Annotated in this window: 14 protein-coding genes; 6 read left to right on the forward strand and 8 right to left on the reverse strand. The window is 63.4% G+C overall.

Annotation, left to right across the window (positions count from 1 at the left end; all coding sequences use genetic code 11):
* Positions 1–76: 76 nt before the first annotated feature.
* The 7 genes from B0G77_RS00480 to B0G77_RS00510 form a co-directional block, all read right to left on the reverse strand.
* Positions 77–1627 carry a sodium:solute symporter gene (locus tag B0G77_RS00480; RefSeq protein ID WP_133660371.1) on the reverse strand — a complete coding sequence of 517 codons (1551 nt, stop codon included), beginning with the start codon at positions 1625–1627 and terminating at the stop codon, positions 77–79.
* Complete coding sequence (locus tag B0G77_RS00485; protein WP_133660372.1) at positions 1624–1854, reverse strand: DUF3311 domain-containing protein; 231 nt, start codon at positions 1852–1854, stop codon at positions 1624–1626. Before B0G77_RS00485 ends, B0G77_RS00480 begins: the two co-directional genes overlap by 4 nt.
* A 354-nt stretch (positions 1855–2208) precedes the next feature.
* Positions 2209–3120 (reverse strand): spermidine synthase, encoded by a 912-nt coding sequence (locus B0G77_RS00490; RefSeq protein WP_133660373.1) that lies wholly within the window; start codon positions 3118–3120, stop codon positions 2209–2211.
* A complete protein-coding gene (locus B0G77_RS00495; RefSeq protein WP_133660374.1) occupies positions 3117–3590 on the reverse strand; it encodes a DNA-deoxyinosine glycosylase in 474 nt (157 codons plus the stop codon). Before B0G77_RS00495 ends, B0G77_RS00490 begins: the two co-directional genes overlap by 4 nt.
* Positions 3590–4279, reverse strand: coding sequence for a chorismate lyase (locus B0G77_RS00500; protein ID WP_133660375.1), 690 nt, complete (start codon positions 4277–4279; stop codon positions 3590–3592). Before B0G77_RS00500 ends, B0G77_RS00495 begins: the two co-directional genes overlap by 1 nt.
* 127 nt (positions 4280–4406) lie before the next feature.
* Positions 4407–6305 (reverse strand): molecular chaperone HtpG, encoded by a 1899-nt coding sequence (htpG, locus tag B0G77_RS00505; protein WP_133660376.1) that lies wholly within the window; start codon positions 6303–6305, stop codon positions 4407–4409.
* Between the two features lie 197 nt (positions 6306–6502).
* Positions 6503–7957: a PLP-dependent aminotransferase family protein gene (locus tag B0G77_RS00510; RefSeq protein WP_133660377.1), complete on the reverse strand. Its 1455-nt coding sequence runs from the start codon at positions 7955–7957 to the stop codon at positions 6503–6505.
* A 276-nt stretch (positions 7958–8233) separates the two neighbouring features.
* Here B0G77_RS00510 and B0G77_RS00515 point away from each other — a divergent pair, with 276 nt between their 5' ends.
* From B0G77_RS00515 to B0G77_RS00540, 6 genes are all read left to right on the forward strand, one after another.
* A complete protein-coding gene (locus B0G77_RS00515; protein ID WP_133660378.1) occupies positions 8234–8935 on the forward strand; it encodes a VOC family protein in 702 nt (233 codons plus the stop codon).
* Positions 8936–9142: 207 nt separating this feature from the next.
* The gene (locus B0G77_RS00520; RefSeq protein WP_133660379.1) at positions 9143–10339 is read left to right on the forward strand and encodes a PLP-dependent aminotransferase family protein; all 1197 of its coding nucleotides are present in this window, start codon (positions 9143–9145) and stop codon (positions 10337–10339) included.
* Positions 10340–10438: 99 nt separating this feature from the next.
* The gene (locus tag B0G77_RS00525) at positions 10439–10903 is read left to right on the forward strand and encodes a RidA family protein (RefSeq protein WP_133660380.1); all 465 of its coding nucleotides are present in this window, start codon (positions 10439–10441) and stop codon (positions 10901–10903) included.
* 248 nt (positions 10904–11151) lie between these two features.
* Positions 11152–12027: a PhzF family phenazine biosynthesis protein gene (locus tag B0G77_RS00530; protein ID WP_133660381.1), complete on the forward strand. Its 876-nt coding sequence runs from the start codon at positions 11152–11154 to the stop codon at positions 12025–12027.
* Positions 12028–12471: 444 nt separating this feature from the next.
* Positions 12472–14841, forward strand: coding sequence for an EAL domain-containing protein (locus tag B0G77_RS00535; protein ID WP_133660382.1), 2370 nt, complete (start codon positions 12472–12474; stop codon positions 14839–14841).
* Between the two features lie 141 nt (positions 14842–14982).
* Positions 14983–16191: a chromate transporter gene (locus B0G77_RS00540; protein ID WP_133660383.1), complete on the forward strand. Its 1209-nt coding sequence runs from the start codon at positions 14983–14985 to the stop codon at positions 16189–16191.
* Positions 16192–16228: 37 nt separating this feature from the next.
* On the opposite strand, the gene B0G77_RS00545 is transcribed toward B0G77_RS00540, so the two are convergent.
* Positions 16229–16693 carry a CopD family protein gene (locus B0G77_RS00545; RefSeq protein WP_133660384.1) on the reverse strand — a complete coding sequence of 155 codons (465 nt, stop codon included), beginning with the start codon at positions 16691–16693 and terminating at the stop codon, positions 16229–16231.
* Between the last annotated feature and the right edge of the window lie 41 nt (positions 16694–16734).

Genomic DNA, 16734 nt, shown 5'->3' on the forward strand with positions numbered 1-16734 from the left:
AACAGTAACGCCCGTGACTTTCGTCGCGGGCGTCCGTTTCGATGGCAATGATCAACGCGCCGCGCGCGTCTTTCGATCAGCTTTCGACGACATCCAGATAGTCTTCCGGACGCGTGCGGTCTTCCGCGCGTGCCATGCCGAAGACACGCACCAGCAGGCTCACGACGATCGCCACCACCAGGTTCACGATCAGCGACCAGAACGCCGCATAGCCCGGAATCCCCAGACCGCCAATGTGGATCGTATAGATCGAGCTGGCGAGCTTCAGCGAGATCGCCATCCAGGTGCCGGTCGCAATGCCCACCGCCCAGCCGATCAGGAGACCCCGGTAGTCGAGCACCCGCGTGAAGAGCCCCAGCACGATAGCCGGCAGCGTCTGGATGATCCAGATCCCGCCGAGCAGTTGCAGCTGGATCGCGTACGTGAGCGGCAGGCCCAGAATGAACGCCACCGCGCCGACCTTCACGATGAGCGACACCAGTTTCGCGATGTTCGTCTCCTGCTCGTGCGTCATGTTGCGATTGACGAACTCCTTGTGGATGTTGCGCGTGTACAGATTAGCTGCCGCAATCGACATGATCGCCGCGGGCACCAGCGCCCCGATGCCGATCGCCGCAAACGCGACGCCGACGAACCACGACGGGAAGAAGTGCAGGAACAGCGCAGGCACGGCGAAGTTCGGACCGAACGCCTTGAAGTACGGCACGAATTCCGGCATGTCCTTGACGCCTGCCGCGAGCGCCATGAAACCAAGCAGCGCGAGCAGACCCAGCACCAGCGAATAGGCCGGCAGCATGGCCATGTTGCGGCGAATCGAGTTGCCGGATTTCGACGACAGGATGGCCGTGACCGAGTGCGGATACAGGAACAGTGCCAGCGCCGAGCCGACCGCGAGCGTGGCGTAGGCGCTATAGCCGTTCAGGCTCGAGACGTCCGGCGACTTCAGCAGCAGCTTGGCCGGCGGCACCGCACCGAAGATATGGCCGAAGCCACCCAGCTGCGGTGGAATCACGATAATGGCGGCGGCAATCGTGATGTAGATCAGCAGGTCCTTGACGACGGCGATCATTGCAGGCGCGCGCAGCCCCGACGTGTACGTGTACGCGGCAAGAATCGCGAACGCGATGATCAGCGGCAGATCGCCGACGAACCCCGTCGTGTCGAAGCCGAGCGCGCCGATCACCACTTCGATACCCACCAGTTGCAGCGCGATGTACGGCATCGTGGCAACAATGCCGGTCACGGCGATCGCGAGCGCGAGCATGCGGCTGCCATAGCGCGCACTGACGAAGTCGGCCGAGGTCACGTAGCCGTGACGCTTCGCGATGGTCCACAGCTTCGGAAACACGACGAACGCAAACGGGTAGATCAGGATCGTGTACGGAAGCGCGAAGAAGCCGGTTGCGCCCGCACCGAACACGAGAGCCGGCACGGCGATGAAGGTGTACGCGGTGTACAGGTCGCCGCCGAGCAGGAACCAGGTGACGATGGTGCCGAAGCGCCGGCCGCCGAGGCCCCACTCTTCCAGACGCGCGAGGTCGCCGCGCCGCCAGTGCGCCGCGACGAAACCGAGGATCGTGACACCGATAAAGAAGAGGACGAAGACAAAGGTTGCGGTGGCGTTCATCGCGCGCCCCCTTCCGTCGGGCGTTGCCTGGTTTTGAAGTAGACGACGGCCGTGATGACCGCGCTGATCAGCACCCACGCCAGCTGATACCAGTAGAAGAACGGAAAATCGAACAGCTGCGGTTCGATCCTGTTGTAGGACGGCACCCAGATCATCGCGATCCAGGGAAGTACCAATAACCACAGCCAGTGTTTGCTGGCCTTGCTGGCGTCGGCGTCGTGAGCCATGACGTCTCCTCTTTACTTTTATTGAATTGTCGCCCGTGTTCGACGGGTACCGGCCCCGGAAGCGGATAGCCCACGGGCACCCCGAAAGCTTCGAAAGAGTATAGGAGCCGCGAACCTGTGGTCAAGCGGGGGTGACCCCAAGCAGGCTGGGCTTGTCAAGAGAGGAACACCTGTGATCGCGGACGTACAGGGGCCGCAGAGGGCCGCGCGCGCTGCACGAGGGATCTTCCGATGAGATGCGTGAGGCTCTCGTGCGAAGCAGTCGCATGTGAAATGGCCGCAGCGGCATCGATGCCGTCGCGGCCATGTCTTTCGTCAGCAGACGCGCCCGGAATGCGCCTGCGCTGCGGATTCTCAGATGGAGAACGAACCCGTGTTCTGGCCGGTCGATTCCTGCAAGCCCTTGATCCACTTGCGGGCCGGCAGGCCGAGCTGCGTTTCGATCAGCTTCGCGCGCTGTTGCAGCGTCGCGAACGGCACGTTCAGCGTCGGACCCGAGAACGCGATCGCGACGCGATTGCCGTCGTGCACTTCCGGCAACGCGAAGACGCGGCCGTCAAACGCTTCGTTCAGCCGCTTCATGTTGCGCACGAAGCTCGGATGATCGCCGAACAGGTTGACCGTCGCGATGCCTGCATGGCTCAGGCACGCACGCACCGCGCGATAGAACGCCACGCTGTCGAGCACCGGACCGCGCGCCGTCGCATCATAGACATCGATCTGCAGTGCGCCGATCGTGCCGTGATTCGTCCGGTTATTGACGAAGTCCCATGCGTCCGCTTCGTGTACGGTGAGCCGCGCGTCGTTTGCCGGCAGTTCGAACATCGTGCGCGCGGCGACCACGACGGCCGGGTTCAGCTCCACCGCCTCAACCTTCGCGCCCTTGAGGAAGCGGTGCGCGAACTTCGTCAGCGCCGCGGCGCCGAGGCCGAGCTGCACAATGCGCTTCGGCGTTTCGAGGAACAGCAGCCACGCCATCATCTGCTGGGCGTATTCGAGCTCGATGTGCTGCGGTTTCCTCAGGCGCATTGCGCCCTGCACCCATTCGGTGCCGAAGTGGAGATAGCGAACACCGCCCTCTTCCGAGAACGTAACAGGTGCAAAACGCGGCTTGCGCGGCGCTTCGATGAGCGGAGCGTCGTCGAGATCTTCGTTCAGTGCGCGCTTTTTCGTGCGCGTCATTTTCTGCTTCGAGCCAGCGGGTTCAGCCTGTTTGTTGCGGAAGGCACGCGCCTCGGCAGAAGCGCGCTTGATGAGTTTCGTCATGTAAGGATGTCGCGCCAGAGACGCAATTTTTGGTCGAACGAGAGCATAGCATTCGCCGGACTCGACGAAGGCAATACGAGGGTGGTGTAACCCGCTTCGGCGATGACCGGCGCAAAGCGGCCAGCCGTCTTGCCGTTGAAGCAGACCTTGCTGAGCTTCGGCGCATGGGCGCGCAGCGAAGCGAAATCGTTGGGTGTCGCGTTGCGGATCGCCACGTCGAGACTGCCTTCGCGCTCGCACGCCGCAAGCACGTCCCAGACGCCGATGCCATGCGTCAACAGGCGATCGAGGCGCGCATGATACGGCAGCTCGACGAGCGGCTCTTCGAGGACCGCCCCCAGCAACCGCCAGAACTGGTTGCGCGGATGCGCATAGTACTGCGTCGCGGCAAGCGACGCCTCGCCCGGGAAGCTGCCCAGAACCAGCGTATGCGTGTCAGCGCTGACGGCGGGAGGAAAGCCGCACAGCATCAGCGGGGTGCCTCGTCGCCAGAACGCGCAACGGCATGATGATGTGCACGCGATGTGGTGTGTTCGAGCGGCCGCCCATGTTCGCGCTGGTGGACGCGCGGCGTCTCATGCGCGCCGGTGGCCATGCGCGACCGCGCAGCCAGATGCGCCCACAGTGCGGGCAGCATGCACTCGGTGACCATCAACGGCGCGCCATGTCGCTCGAACACGGAACGGCGCGCGACCAGCGCATGCGGCAGGCCACCGTCGATCTCACGCGCAGCGAGCCGGTAGAGCGGATGCCGCGCCGTGAGCCTGCGGCTCACGAGCGCCGAGCGTGCGACACTGCTATCGCTGTAGAGCAACTCGGCAAGCGGACGATTGCGCAGACGGCGCATCGCTTGCCAGACGCCGATGCTTGCGGCAAGCGGCGCGATGCTGTGGGCAGCGACGAAGGGCGTGCCGTCGACGGAAAGCACGACTTCGCGGACCCATACGGGTGAACGGGGCGCCACGCGCAGCGCCGCATGTTCGTCGGCCCACGGATCAGCGACGATTTCGCGCGTGACACGCACGCTGACCGCGCCAAGCGTGGCCAGATGCGCGGTCAGCGAACCGCCGCGCGTGAGCCAGTCCTTTTGATCGCGGGTGAAGCCGGGCATGGGCGCGACGCACCAGTGCGCGTCCGCGGCATCGAAACGAATAAGCATGGCCCGCATTATAAGATGCGCGCGGCGGGCGTTGCCGCCAGGCGTCCCTGCGCTAGCACCAAAAAAATGCGCTGCCAAAGCAGCGCATTTTCACAACCAGCAAGCTTTCTGGCTTGAGCCTGCTGCGTCAGGCGCCTCGCGCCAGCAGCAATGCATTGGTGCGCTTCACGAAGCTCGCCGGATCTTCCAGCGCGCCACCTTCTGCGAGCAGCGCCTGATCGAACAACAGGTGGCACCAGTCATCGAAGTTCGCGCTATCCGTGTGCAGCCCCTTTACCAGCGCATGCTCCGGATTCACTTCGAGAATCGGATGCGACGCCGGCGCCTGCTGGCCTGCCGCCTTTAGCATGCGCTGCAGGTAGCCGCTCATATCGCCCTCGTCGGCGACGAGGCAGGACGGCGAATCCGTCAAACGGAACGTCAGACGCACATCCTTCGCCTTGTCCTTGAGCGCTTCCTTCATCCGCTCGACAAGCGGCTTCAGTTCTTCGCCGACCTTCTCCTGAGACGCTTTCTCTTCGTCGTTCAACGCGCCAAGATCGAGGTCCCCACGCGCGACGCTTTGCAGCGGCTTGCCGTCAAACTCATTGAGGAACGACAGCATCCACTCATCGACGCGGTCCGTCAGCAGCAGCACTTCGACGCCCTTCTTGCGGAACACTTCGAGGTGCGGGCTGTGCGTCGCGGCCTGCCAGGTGTCGGCGGTCACGTAGTAGATCTTCGTCTGCTCGGGCTTCATCCGCGCGACGTAGTCGGCGAGCGAGACGGTCTGTTCAGCCGAGTCGTTATGCGTCGATGCAAAGCGGATCAGCTTCGCGATGCGCTCGCGATTCGAGAAGTCTTCGCCGACGCCTTCTTTCAGCACCTGGCCGAATTCCGTCCAGACCGTCGCGTACTTTGCCTTGTCGGCATCGTTATCCGAATTCGCGAGTTCTTCGAGCATCGACAGCGCGCGCCTGGTCACGCCTTCGCGGATCGCCTTCACGTCGCGGCTTTCCTGAAGGATTTCGCGCGACACGTTGAGCGGCAGGTCGCTCGAATCGACCACGCCCTTCACGAAACGCAGATAGGCGGGCAGCAGCTGCTCGGCGTCGTCCATGATAAAGACGCGCTTCACGTACAGCTTCAGGCCGCCTCGATGATCGCGATTCCACATGTCGAACGGCGCGTGCGACGGCACGTACAGCAGCTGCGTATACTCGCTGCGGCCTTCGACACGGTTATGCGTCCACGTCAGCGGATCCTGATGATCGTGCGAGAGATGCTGGTAGAACTGGTTGTACTGCTCGTCGGTGATGTCGCTCTTCGCACGCGTCCACAGGGCGCTCGCCTGGTTGACGGTCTCGTCTTCGTCCTTCGTGACCGTCTCGCTCTTTTCGGCGTCCCACTCTTCCTTCTTCATCAGGATCGGCAGTGCGACGTGATCCGAATACTTGTGGATGATCGACTTGAGCTTGTAAGTGGACAGCAGTTCGTCTTCGTCGGCGCGCAGATGCAGCGTGATGGTGGTGCCGCGTTGCGCGCGCTCGATCGTGTCCACGGAGAAATCGCCTTCGCCCGTGCTTACCCAGCGCACGCCTTCGCTCGCCGGCAGGCCGGCGCGGCGCGTTTCGACGGCGATGCGGTCGGCGACGATGAAGCCCGAATAGAAGCCGACACCGAACTGGCCGATCAGCGCCGCATCTTTCTGCTGGTCGCCGGAGAGCTTGCCGAAGAATTCCTTCGTACCCGAGCGCGCAATCGTGCCGAGGTGCGCAACGGCTTCGTCGCGGCTCATGCCGATGCCGTTGTCGTCGATGCTGATGGTGCGCGCCGCCTTGTCGTACGACACGCGGATACGCAGGTTCGGATCGCTTTCGTACAGCGCGCTGTTTTCGATCGCTTCGAAGCGCAGCTTGTCGGCGGCGTCCGATGCGTTGGAAATTAGTTCGCGAAGGAAGATTTCCTTGTTGCTGTACAGCGAATGGATCATCAGGTGCAGAAGCTGTTTGACTTCTGCCTGAAAGCTCATGGTTTCTTGTGCCATGGTCGGATTTCCTCTCTGTTACCAGGTTGTTCGGAACGGGCGCCAAAGTGGCCACGAGCGCCGCACTCGCCGGCCCGGTGCACGCGGCAGGCGCGGTGCCGGGCGGCGCTTTCGGCACACATCGCCCACACAGCGCCACGCGCAAGGCCAGCAGGGCCAAGCGGTCGGCGCTCTAGCTGGGGCCGATTGCGGCCGTTTCAAGAGGCACGCCGCGCGACACTGTCGAGGTAGCGGCACAAAAACGCGGACAGCGCCGGATCGGCGCAGTTGGCAATATTGAAGCGCATCCACGTGGTCGGCGACTGCTGGGGCGAAAAGAGGCTCCCCGGCGTCAGCAGAAAGCCCTCTTCGTGGCCGACAGCGGCAAAGACGTCGGCGTCGACGCCGGTGTCGGCCCACAGGAACATGCCCGCGCCCGGCGCGAAAAACACCTTCATGCCGGCCTTCTCCAGCATCCGCGCGGACTTGTCACGCACGCCGTCGAGGCGCGCGCGCAGGCGCTCTACGTGGCGCCGGTAATGCCCTTCGGTCAGGATCCGGTACAGCACGCGTTCGTTGAGTTCAGGCGTCGTCATGCCGACCAGCATCTTCTGGTCCGTGATCGCCTTCGCCACCTCCGGCGCGCACGCAATAAAGCCGACCCGCAGATTCGCCGCCAGCGTCTTCGAAAAGCTGCCGAGATAAATCACGCGCTTCAGCTGATCGAGGCTCGCGACACGCGTCGCCGGATAGCCGGGTGGGCAGAGATCGCCGTAGATATCGTCTTCGACGACGATGAAATCGTGCTCCTCCGCAAGGCGCAGAATGCGGAAGGCCTGCGCGGCGGTCAGCGACGTGCCCGTCGGGTTCTGAAGCACTGAATTAATCACGAGCATTTTCGGCCGCCACATCTGGATCAGTTGCTCCAGCGCGTCGAGATCCGGCCCATCCGGCGTGTACGGCATGCCGACAAGCCGCGCGCCTTGCGATGCGAAGCGGCCGAACATCTGGAACCACGCCGGGTCGCCGACGATCACCGCATCGCCCGGCTGCACGTAGATGCGCGAGATGAGATCGATGGCCTGGGTAATCCCGGAGACCATCACGATCTGGTCCGGCGAAGCGCCGATCTCCAGTTCCTCGAGCCGCGTCTGCAACTGCTGACGCAACGGCAGAAAGCCTTGCGGCGTGCCGAAGCCGAGCATTTGCGCTCCGCTTTGCCGGCCAAGCGCCCGCAGCGCGCCGGTGATCAGTTCGCCGTCCAGCCAGCGGCTCGGCAGATAGCCGAGGCCCGGGCCCTTTTCCGGACGCGTCGACGTGTGCAGCATGTTGCGCAGCAGCCATACGACGTCGATCGTGCTGGGCGCGGGCGCCGATTCCGGGACGACGCGACGCTCGCCCGGCATCGGCCCGCCGAGCCGCTCGCGTACAAAAAAGCCCGAGCCGCGCCGCGAATCCAGGTAGCCCTGCGCCACGAGCCGCTCGTAGGCCTCGACTACCGTGAAACGTGAGACCCCCTTGTCGAGCGCGAGCTTGCGGATCGACGGCATGCGCATACCGGGGCGAAACACGCGCTCCTCGATTCGCCGCCGCGCCCACTGGACAAGCTGGTCGACGAGGGTCAGCGAGGACGCATCGTGCGGTGCGGGGATCTGGTCGAGCGGAACGGCCATGGCGTGCTCCAACTGTACTGAAAAGTATCGAGTCGATTGTACCGTTACTGTGCTGGTCGCAACCATTAAATTAGGTCCAGTGACGTGCGCTACGGTGCCCTCATAGCCGGCTCGTTCTGGCCCTCGGCCCGCCGATCCGGAGCCGGTTCCGACGACAAGGCGCGGCGCACGATCCGGCGGCCTGGCAAGAGGTTATGCTAACGGCCCCGGTACAGTTGCCCGACAGCGGGCAGGCGTACCGGTCGTCCGCAGAAAACTGTCTCTTTTCGTTCCGCCATGACCGCTCAAAAGCTGCACCTCGATCATCTCGTGATCACCGCCCGCACCCTCGACGAGGGCACCCAGTACGTCGCCGACACGCTCGGTGTCGCGCCGGCCGGCGGGGGTGCGCATCCGCTGATGCGCACGCACAACCGGCTGCTGAACCTGTGGGGCGGCGTCTATCTCGAAGTGATCGCGATCAATCCGGACGCGGAGGCCCGGGCCGCCTCCGGCGCGGCAGGCACAGAGCCACGCCCACGTCTCTTCGCGCTGGACGAACCGGCGACGCACGAGCGTCTCGCCAACGGCCCTTACCTGTCGCACTGGGTAGCGCGAGTCGAACGGCCGAAGAATCTCGAGCGCTGGCAGGAACAGTATCCGGAGCGGCTCGCGCCGGTGGTGCCGTTGAGCCGCGGCGATTTCACCTGGGGGTTGACCGTGCCGGCCAACGGCGCATTCCCGGCGTGGCAAGGCGCAGGCGACGGCATCGTACCTTCGCTGATCCAGTGGGACACGCCCCGCCATCCGTCGGAGGTCTTGCCGGAAACGGGGCTCGCGCTGAAATCGCTCAAGGGTTTCCACCCGCAGGCGGATGTCGCCGGGGCACAACTCGAGTGGCTCGGCGTCGCGCATCTGATCACGCTGTGCATGACGGCAGACGCTCCGTCGCTCGTCGCCGAAATCGAAACACCCGCGGGCCTGCGCACGCTCAAGTAACGTTCAGCGCAGCCCGATACCTGTTGATACGCATGAGCAGCAACATCTGGAGAGACACCCTGCAATGAAGAGCCTCGCGGTGGTTTCGCTCGGCTGCCGCGGTGCGGCTCTGCGCGTCGCGCCGCTACCCGTGCGCGCCGCATGACAAGACGGGCGATAATTAACCTTTTGACCGACCCACTTCCAGCAACAGCAGTCGAGGAGACTATGGACCAAAGCGACCTTCAAGCCCCTACGTGGCAACTTTCCGAACGCGCACGCAAGCTCACGAGCTCGGCGATTCGCGAGATCCTGAAGGTCACCGAACGGCCTGAAGTCATTTCGTTTGCTGGCGGCCTGCCGTCGCCGGCCACGTTCCCGGCCGAACGGATGCGCGAGGCGTCCGACCGGATCCTGCGCGATTCGCCCGCCGCGGCGCTGCAGTACAGCGCAACCGAGGGCTACCTGCCGCTGCGCGAATGGATCGCCGCACGCTATTCGGTGAACGGCGCGCAGGTCCGCCCAACCCAGGTGCTGGTCACGACCGGCTCGCAGCAGGCGCTCGACCTGCTCGGCAAAGTGCTGATCTGCCCGCAAAGCCCGGTGCTCGTCGAAACGCCGACGTACCTCGGCGCGCTGCAATCGTTCTCGATGTACGAGCCGCGCTACGTGCAGGTGCCCACCGACGACAACGGACTGATCCCCGAAGCGCTCACACCAGAGCTGACCGCTGGCGCGCGGCTCCTCTACGCACAACCGAACTTCCAGAATCCGACGGGCCGGCGTCTGCCGGTCGAACGCCGCCGCGCCCTGGCTGCGCTGGCGAAGACCGCGCCCTTTCCGATCATCGAAGACGATCCGTACGGCGCGCTCGACTACGCGGGCGAACCGCTGCCGACGATGCTGTCGATGGCGCCCGATCACATCGTGCACCTCGGTTCGTTCTCGAAGGTGCTGGCGCCGGGTCTGCGGATCGGCTACATCATTGCGCCTGAGGAACTGCACTTCAAGCTGGTGCAGGCCAAGCAGGCGACGGATCTGCACACGCCGAGCTTTACGCAGCGCATCGTCCATGAAGTGGTGAAGGACGGCTTCCTCGACACCCACGTGCCGACGATCCGCGCGCTCTACCGCGACCAGTGCGCGGCGATGCTGGCGGCGCTCGAGCGCTACATGCCCGAAGGTGTCAGCTGGAACCGCCCGGAAGGCGGCATGTTCGTGTGGGTATCGCTGCCCGCACAGATCGACAGCATGAAGCTGCTGGAAGAAGCGGTCGCGCAGAACGTCGCGTTCGTGCCGGGCGGCCCGTTCTTCGCGAGCGAGGCGCAGCACAACACGCTGCGACTGTCGTTCGTGACCGTCCCCCCCGCGAAGATCGACGAAGGCGTCGCGAAGCTTGCCGCGCTGATCCGCGCGCGGGTCTGAGCGCGCGACACGACGCGCGTCGTGGCGCGCGTGTGAGGTTAAAGGATGAACCTCAACGCGCGCCGCCTACCGGATTAACTCAACCTCAAAGGACACGTGATGGCTCAAGCAAATGTGTATGACCGCCTGAAAGAACTCGGCATCGAACTGCCCCAGGCAGGCGCCCCCGCAGCCGCTTATGTGATGAGCGCGCAAAGCGGCAAGACGGTTTATCTGTCGGGCCATATTGCGAAGAAGGATGGCAAGGTGTGGGCCGGAAAGCTCGGTGACTCGCTGACGACCGAAGAAGGCAAGGTTGCCGCGCGCTCGATCGCGATCGATCTGCTGGCTACGTTGCACAACCATGTCGGTGATCTGAACCGCGTGACGCGGATCGTCAAGCTAATGAGCCTCGTCAATTCGACGCTCGACTTCACCGAACAGCATATCGTGACGAATGGTGCATCTGAGCTGGTCGCGGATGTTTTCGGTGAACGGGGCAAGCACGCGCGATCCGCTTTTGGTGTTGCGCAGATCCCGCTCGGCGCCTGCGTCGAGATTGAAATGATTGCTGAAGTAGAGTGATGACGGTTCTGGCTTGAGGGCGTGCCTCAGGCTCCTGTCACCAGGTCCGCCTAACGCGCCGCAGTCGAGGTCTGACTGCGGCGCTTCTGTTTCTGCATTCCGGCTTTTTGCTATTTTCCCGTCATCATTTCTTTTCGATTTATTGACTAAAAAACGACAAAAAAGACCGGAGTACCTTTGAGCCGCCGGATAAAATAAGACGAATGGAAACCGCAGTCCCAACCGGCAACGAAGGCGAAGCAAATCTTATGCTTACCCGATTCAAGCAGGTCGATGTATTCACATCAGTCCCGCTCAAAGGCAATCCCCTCGCGGTAGTATTCGATGCGGATGAACTGACCGCCGCGCAGATGCAGTCCATCGCCCGGTGGACGAATCTGTCCGAAACGACTTTCCTGCTCAAGCCGACCGATACGTCGGCGGACTATCGGGTACGCATCTTCACAACGCATGGCGAGCTACCGTTCGCGGGACACCCGACCCTCGGCACGGCACATGCATTGCTCGAAAGCGGTCATACACCGAAACAGCCCGGCAGGCTCATCCAGCAGTGCGGTGTGGGCCTCGTGGAACTTGCCGCGCAGGCAGCTGGGAAATGGGCTTTCGCGGCACCGCCAGCAAAGGTCACGCCACTGCCTGCGGATCAGTACCCCGCATTGCAGGCGGCGCTGAAAACCGCCGTGATCGACTTCACCGCTCCACCTTGCGGCGTCGACAATGGTGCACCGTGGCTCGTCGTGCGACTGCAATCGGCCGACGCCTGCCTCGCGCTTGAACCCGATGCACAGAAGCTGGCCCAGATCGCGCATACGGTCGGCGCCCATGGCCTTGCTGTCTACGGGCCGCACACGTCAAACGGCCCTGCCACCTTCGAAGTACGTTGTCTGATGGCGGGCGGGAGCCTGGGGATTGGGGAAGACCCTGTGACGGGTAGTGCGAATGCGGCGCTGGCCGGGCTGCTCACTCAGCAAAACCGACGCCCGGGCAACAGCTACACCGCACGTCAAGGCACGGTCATTGGCCGCGATGGCCGCGTCTTCGTCACCTATGACGACACGGCCGGGAAAACGTGGATCGGCGGCGCATCGGTAACGGTTGTCGACGGCACGTTCAGGCTGCCATGACTTACGTCGCCGTGGCCAAAACAACGCGCCAGGCACGGCACAGCGCCACCGCTATCCACAAAACGCCGCAGCAATACACGTTGACTCATGATGCATAAGAAGCTGGATGCGGAGAAACCAGAGCGCGCCACAACTGGGGCCCGCGCCCTGGACAAAAGCCTTGAAGCACACAACGGCCCCAAGCCATGCTGCATAAGGGCCTGGCGGCGACAAATCAGCTTTCTTATGCCCGGCAAGGCGCGCGTATACCCGATGCGCGGATGCTTCCTTAATCTATTCGCATTCAGTAATATCGAAAGGTCCAGGTGACCGACGGACTTCGGCGCAATACCACGCCTTCCCACCCTGTGCACCCGGTACCCAGTTCATCATGCAGCCACCCTCGAATCTCGCGCAGTCGATGCATGCAGAGCCGCTGCCGGGCACATGGACCTTGCGTTGCCGATGAACTATTCGCGCACATCCATGAGGCACGACGCGAGGCTTCGCCGCGACCCGGCAGTGTCGCGCCGGCGTGCTCTCCTTGTGATCCCCGCCCTCGGCGTGCTGGTCCTGATCCTGCTATGGACGGTGATCTTCGCCCGGCTCTCAGTCGAAAAGGACACGACCTATCGGGAAGCGATGGCTTCAAGCGCGATCCTGTCGGCGGCACTGGAGCAGCACACCGTCAAGGCCATCCATCAGGTCGACCAGATCACGCGCTTCGTCAAATACGAATTCGAGAAGTCGCCTGATCATTTCGATCTCGCAAGCACTGTCGAAAAGGGTGTCGTGCAGAGCGAGACGCTCGTGCAGGTGTCGCTGATCGACGAGCACGGCATGCTGATCGCGAATACCGCCGATCCGAATCCAAAGCGTATCGATCTGTCGGACCGCGAACACTTCAAGGTGCATGAGCACGAGAACGACGACGCGCTATACATCAGCAAGCCGGTGCTCGGCCGCGTATCCGGTCACTGGACCTTGCAGATGACGCGGCGACTCAATCATCCCGATGGTTCGTTCGCGGGCGTCGTGGTGGTGTCGGAAGATCCGAGCTACTTCACGACCGACTTCTACAACAACGCGGCGATCGGTCGTGACGGCGTGATCGCGGTGATCTCCGACACCGGCACCGTACTCGCGCGACGCACGGGCGGCGCGGAAAACGCAGCCGGCGCGTTCTCGGCGAGCGGCACTTATCCCACTTCGGAACATGTGTCGGGCACTTACGTCGACCCGATCGATAACGTCACGCGCATCGTGTCCTATCGCCATATCGACGGCTATCCGCTCGGTGTGCTGGTCGGCCTGTCGCAGGCAGAGGAATTCGCCGACTACAACCACACGCGCAACGTCTATCTGCTGATGGCGGGCTTCATCTCGCTCGCGATGCTGAGCTTCTTCGCGGTGGCGACAGGCCTCATCGGCAAGCTGCTCGGCCGCGAACGCGAGATGACCCATCTCGTCGAATACGATCTGCTGACCGGCTTGCGCAATCGCTATGCCACGTTGCGCAGCCTCCGGCACGACGTGGCGCTGACGGCCAACGTCGGGCGCCTCGCGATCCTCTTCATCGACCTGGACAACTTCAAGACGGTCAACGACACGCTCGGCCACAACGCCGGCGACATCGTGCTGCAGATGACCGCTTCGCGCCTCGCCGATGCAGTGGGCGCCGAAGGCGCGTTGAGCCGCATCGGCGGCGACGAGTTCGTCGTGATCGTCAAGGGCGATAACGTCGAGAAGCGTGCCGTCGAACTCGCCGAGGCCGCGGCCGAGGTCTTTGCGAAACCGTTCGAGGTGCGCGGCAGTTCGTTCGTGCTGCATGCAAGCATCGGCATCGCGCTCTATTCGGTGGCCAACGAAAGCGAAATCGATCTGCTGAAGAAAGCCGACCTCGCGATGTACAGCGCGAAGGACGCGGGCAAGAACTGCTATCAGTTCTATTCGCCGCAGCTGTCGCATCGCGCGGACCATCTGATGAAGTGGGAACAACAGCTGCGCGTCGCGCTGGCTGAAGGCCAGCTGTTTCTCGCCTACCAGCCCAAAGTCGATCTCACGCGGCGCTGTATCACGGGCTTCGAGGCGTTGGTGCGATGGAATCATCCGCAGCACGGCCTGATTCCGGCCAACGAGTTCATCCCGGTTGCCGAATCGACGGGTCTGATTGTGCCGATCGGCGACTTCGTGATCCGCACCGCATGCCGCCAGCTCGCCCTGTGGCAGCAGCAGGGCTACGATCCGCTGTCGCTCGCGATCAACATTTCCGCCGTGCAGTTCTGGCGCGGCGACCTGTATGAGACGGTGTCGCGGGCCATCGAGGAAAGCGGCGTCCCCGCGCGCCGCCTCGAACTGGAAATCACCGAAACGGCGATGATGGAATATCCCGACCTCGTGTCGGAGAAAATCTTCGCGTTAAAGCGTCTGGGGGTACGCATCGCGCTCGACGACTTCGGCACGGGCTATTCGTCGCTGTCGTACCTGAACCGCTTCTCGGTCGATACGCTAAAGGTCGATCGCTCGTTCGTGCAGGCCATTCCCGGCGACCGCAGCGTCTGCGTGATGGTGACGGCGATCGTCAACCTCGCGCGCTCGCTGGGGCTGACGGTGGTGGTCGAGGGCACCGAAACAGAAGAACAGATCGCATGGCTCGCCGCGCTCGGCCATATCGAGGCACAAGGGTTCCTCTTCTCGCGTCCGGTGCCGGCCGAAGGCATTTCCGCCCTGCTCGAACGCTTCGGCGTTTGTGGGATGCACGACCGGCGCGTCACGCAGGAACCCGACGCCGACAGCACCAGCGACACACCGAGCACGAGCGGCCTGTCCGCCTGAACGTTCGGGCAGGCTGGGCGGCATCCGGCACACAAAGATACGACGTCACGACGCATGCCGGACTGGCCACGCGGCGCGCGTCGAATAACTGCCAGGCCCGAAGATAGAATACGCGTACGGCGCGCCCGGCGCGGATTTGCCATGCACATGACCACGACGAGGGAAGCCACGCGGCTCGGTGAGCGCGAACCACTGTGGACGCTCTTTCGCGTCGTGTGCGGCCTGTCCGCGCTGTCGTGGGGCGGCCTCGCACTGATGGCACAACTGGAGCATCACTACGTGGAACGCGAGGAGCGGCTGTCGCGCCTCGCATTCTCCGACCTGATTGCGCTCGCGTGGATGGTGCCAGGGCCGGTGGGTTGCAACGTCGCCGTGCAGTTGGGTCATACATTGCGCGGACGCGCGGGCGCATGGGTCGCTGGCATCGCAAGCGTGCTGCCCTTCTTCATGCTGATGACCCTGTTCGCAATCTTCTATCGCACGCCGCTGATTCGCGCGGCCGCTTCGGAAACCCTGCTCAATCACTTCAGCGTCGTGCTCGCGACGCTGATCGCCGTCACCTGGTACAAGCAGACGCGCGCGCTCGTGCGCGGTCGGCTCGAGTGGAGTGTGGCGGTACTCGCCTGTATCGCGCTCTTCTTCGCGCACAGTCCGGCGGCGTATGTCGTGATACTGGGCAGCGCGTTCGCGTCGGGCTGGGTGACAAGCCCCGTGCAGAAGGCAAGACTGGAGATATCGGTCGGCTCGGGCGACCGTCAGTTGCTGTTGTGGCTCGGCGTGCTGGTCGTGCTGTTCGCTGTCCCGTTGCCGCATGATTACGAGTTAGCGCTTCTGTGGCCGCGCCTTGCCGGCGCCGGGATGACGCTCTTCGGCGGCGGCTTCTCGGCGCTACCGGTACTGAAGACCCTGTTCGTCACGCCCGCGATCGGCGTATCCGACAACGATTTCACGCTGGCATTCTCACTCTCGCCGCTCTCGCCCGGGCCGCTCCTGAATGTCATTCCGTTCTTCGGCTATCTGATCGACGGCTGGGTTGGCGCGCTGATTGCAACGGTCGCGCTATTCGTGCCTTCCGGTTGCCTCGTCGTGCTTGCCCAGCGGCATCTGTACCAGTTGAAGACACACCCGCGCTTCGAGCACGGCATGCGGGTGTTGCGGGCGGTGACGACAGCGTTTCTTGCCGTCGCCGTGTTGAAGATCGGCTATCGCGTGCCGCTTCAGCCGGTCTACCTTGTCACTGCGCTGTTCTCACTGGTGTGTTTCGCGAAGCTCAGGCTGCCGGTGTATGCGGTATACGGGACGGTCGGTCTCGCGTGTGGACTGTGGCTCGTTTATCGACACATCGTGTGAGCGCGTTCAGGAGACGCACCTCGCCACGACGCGACGCCTAAAACCCGCGCGACATCACCGCGACGCCGATCGTCACCACACCGAGAACCAGATTGATGACGACCAGCCGGCGCACTGTACCGACTGCGCGTGCGCCGTCCGGCCAGTTCTGCGCCTGTACCGCGCGACGGATGCGCGGATACACCGCAAAGCGGATGTGTCCGAAGATCAGCATCATCACGATGCCGAGACCGGCCATCGCGTGCAGCGTCCAGGATGCGTGACCGCCGCCGAACTGCATCAGCAGGAAACCACCCGACAACAGGATCACCAGCACAGCGGCCGCGACCCAGTTGAAGAAGCGCGCAAACACGGATTCCCAGAGCGGCAGACGCAGTTGCGGAGACAGATCGGCAAGCGCCGGCCGCAGACAGAAATGCGCGAAGACCATGCCGCCGACCCACACGGCCACACCGAGCAGATGCAGAAAGAGCGCGACTTCAATTTCAATGGCTTTGGTCATGGTTATTTTCCTTTCTCGATGGCGGGGGCCGCGCTCCGTTG

Source organism: Paraburkholderia sp. BL10I2N1 (assembly GCF_004361815.1).
In the GTDB taxonomy this organism is placed as follows: domain Bacteria; phylum Pseudomonadota; class Gammaproteobacteria; order Burkholderiales; family Burkholderiaceae; genus Paraburkholderia.

Bases quoted from the DNA above. Each gene is read 5' to 3' on its own strand.
- B0G77_RS00480 (WP_133660371.1), bottom strand. From the start codon at position 1,627: ATGAACGCCACCGCAACCTTTGTCTTCGTCCTCTTCTTTATCGGTGTC.
- B0G77_RS00485 (WP_133660372.1), bottom strand. From the start codon at position 1,854: ATGGCTCACGACGCCGACGCCAGCAAGGCCAGCAAACACTGGCTGTGG.
- B0G77_RS00490 (WP_133660373.1), bottom strand. From the start codon at position 3,120: ATGACGAAACTCATCAAGCGCGCTTCTGCCGAGGCGCGTGCCTTCCGC.
- B0G77_RS00495 (WP_133660374.1), bottom strand. From the start codon at position 3,590: ATGCTGTGCGGCTTTCCTCCCGCCGTCAGCGCTGACACGCATACGCTG.
- B0G77_RS00500 (WP_133660375.1), bottom strand. From the start codon at position 4,279: ATGCTTATTCGTTTCGATGCCGCGGACGCGCACTGGTGCGTCGCGCCC.
- htpG (WP_133660376.1), bottom strand. From the start codon at position 6,305: ATGGCACAAGAAACCATGAGCTTTCAGGCAGAAGTCAAACAGCTTCTG.
- B0G77_RS00510 (WP_133660377.1), bottom strand. From the start codon at position 7,957: ATGGCCGTTCCGCTCGACCAGATCCCCGCACCGCACGATGCGTCCTCG.
- B0G77_RS00515 (WP_133660378.1), top strand. From the start codon at position 8,234: ATGACCGCTCAAAAGCTGCACCTCGATCATCTCGTGATCACCGCCCGC.
- B0G77_RS00520 (WP_133660379.1), top strand. From the start codon at position 9,143: ATGGACCAAAGCGACCTTCAAGCCCCTACGTGGCAACTTTCCGAACGC.
- B0G77_RS00525 (WP_133660380.1), top strand. From the start codon at position 10,439: ATGGCTCAAGCAAATGTGTATGACCGCCTGAAAGAACTCGGCATCGAA.
- B0G77_RS00530 (WP_133660381.1), top strand. From the start codon at position 11,152: ATGCTTACCCGATTCAAGCAGGTCGATGTATTCACATCAGTCCCGCTC.
- B0G77_RS00535 (WP_133660382.1), top strand. From the start codon at position 12,472: ATGAACTATTCGCGCACATCCATGAGGCACGACGCGAGGCTTCGCCGC.
- B0G77_RS00540 (WP_133660383.1), top strand. From the start codon at position 14,983: ATGCACATGACCACGACGAGGGAAGCCACGCGGCTCGGTGAGCGCGAA.
- B0G77_RS00545 (WP_133660384.1), bottom strand. From the start codon at position 16,693: ATGACCAAAGCCATTGAAATTGAAGTCGCGCTCTTTCTGCATCTGCTC.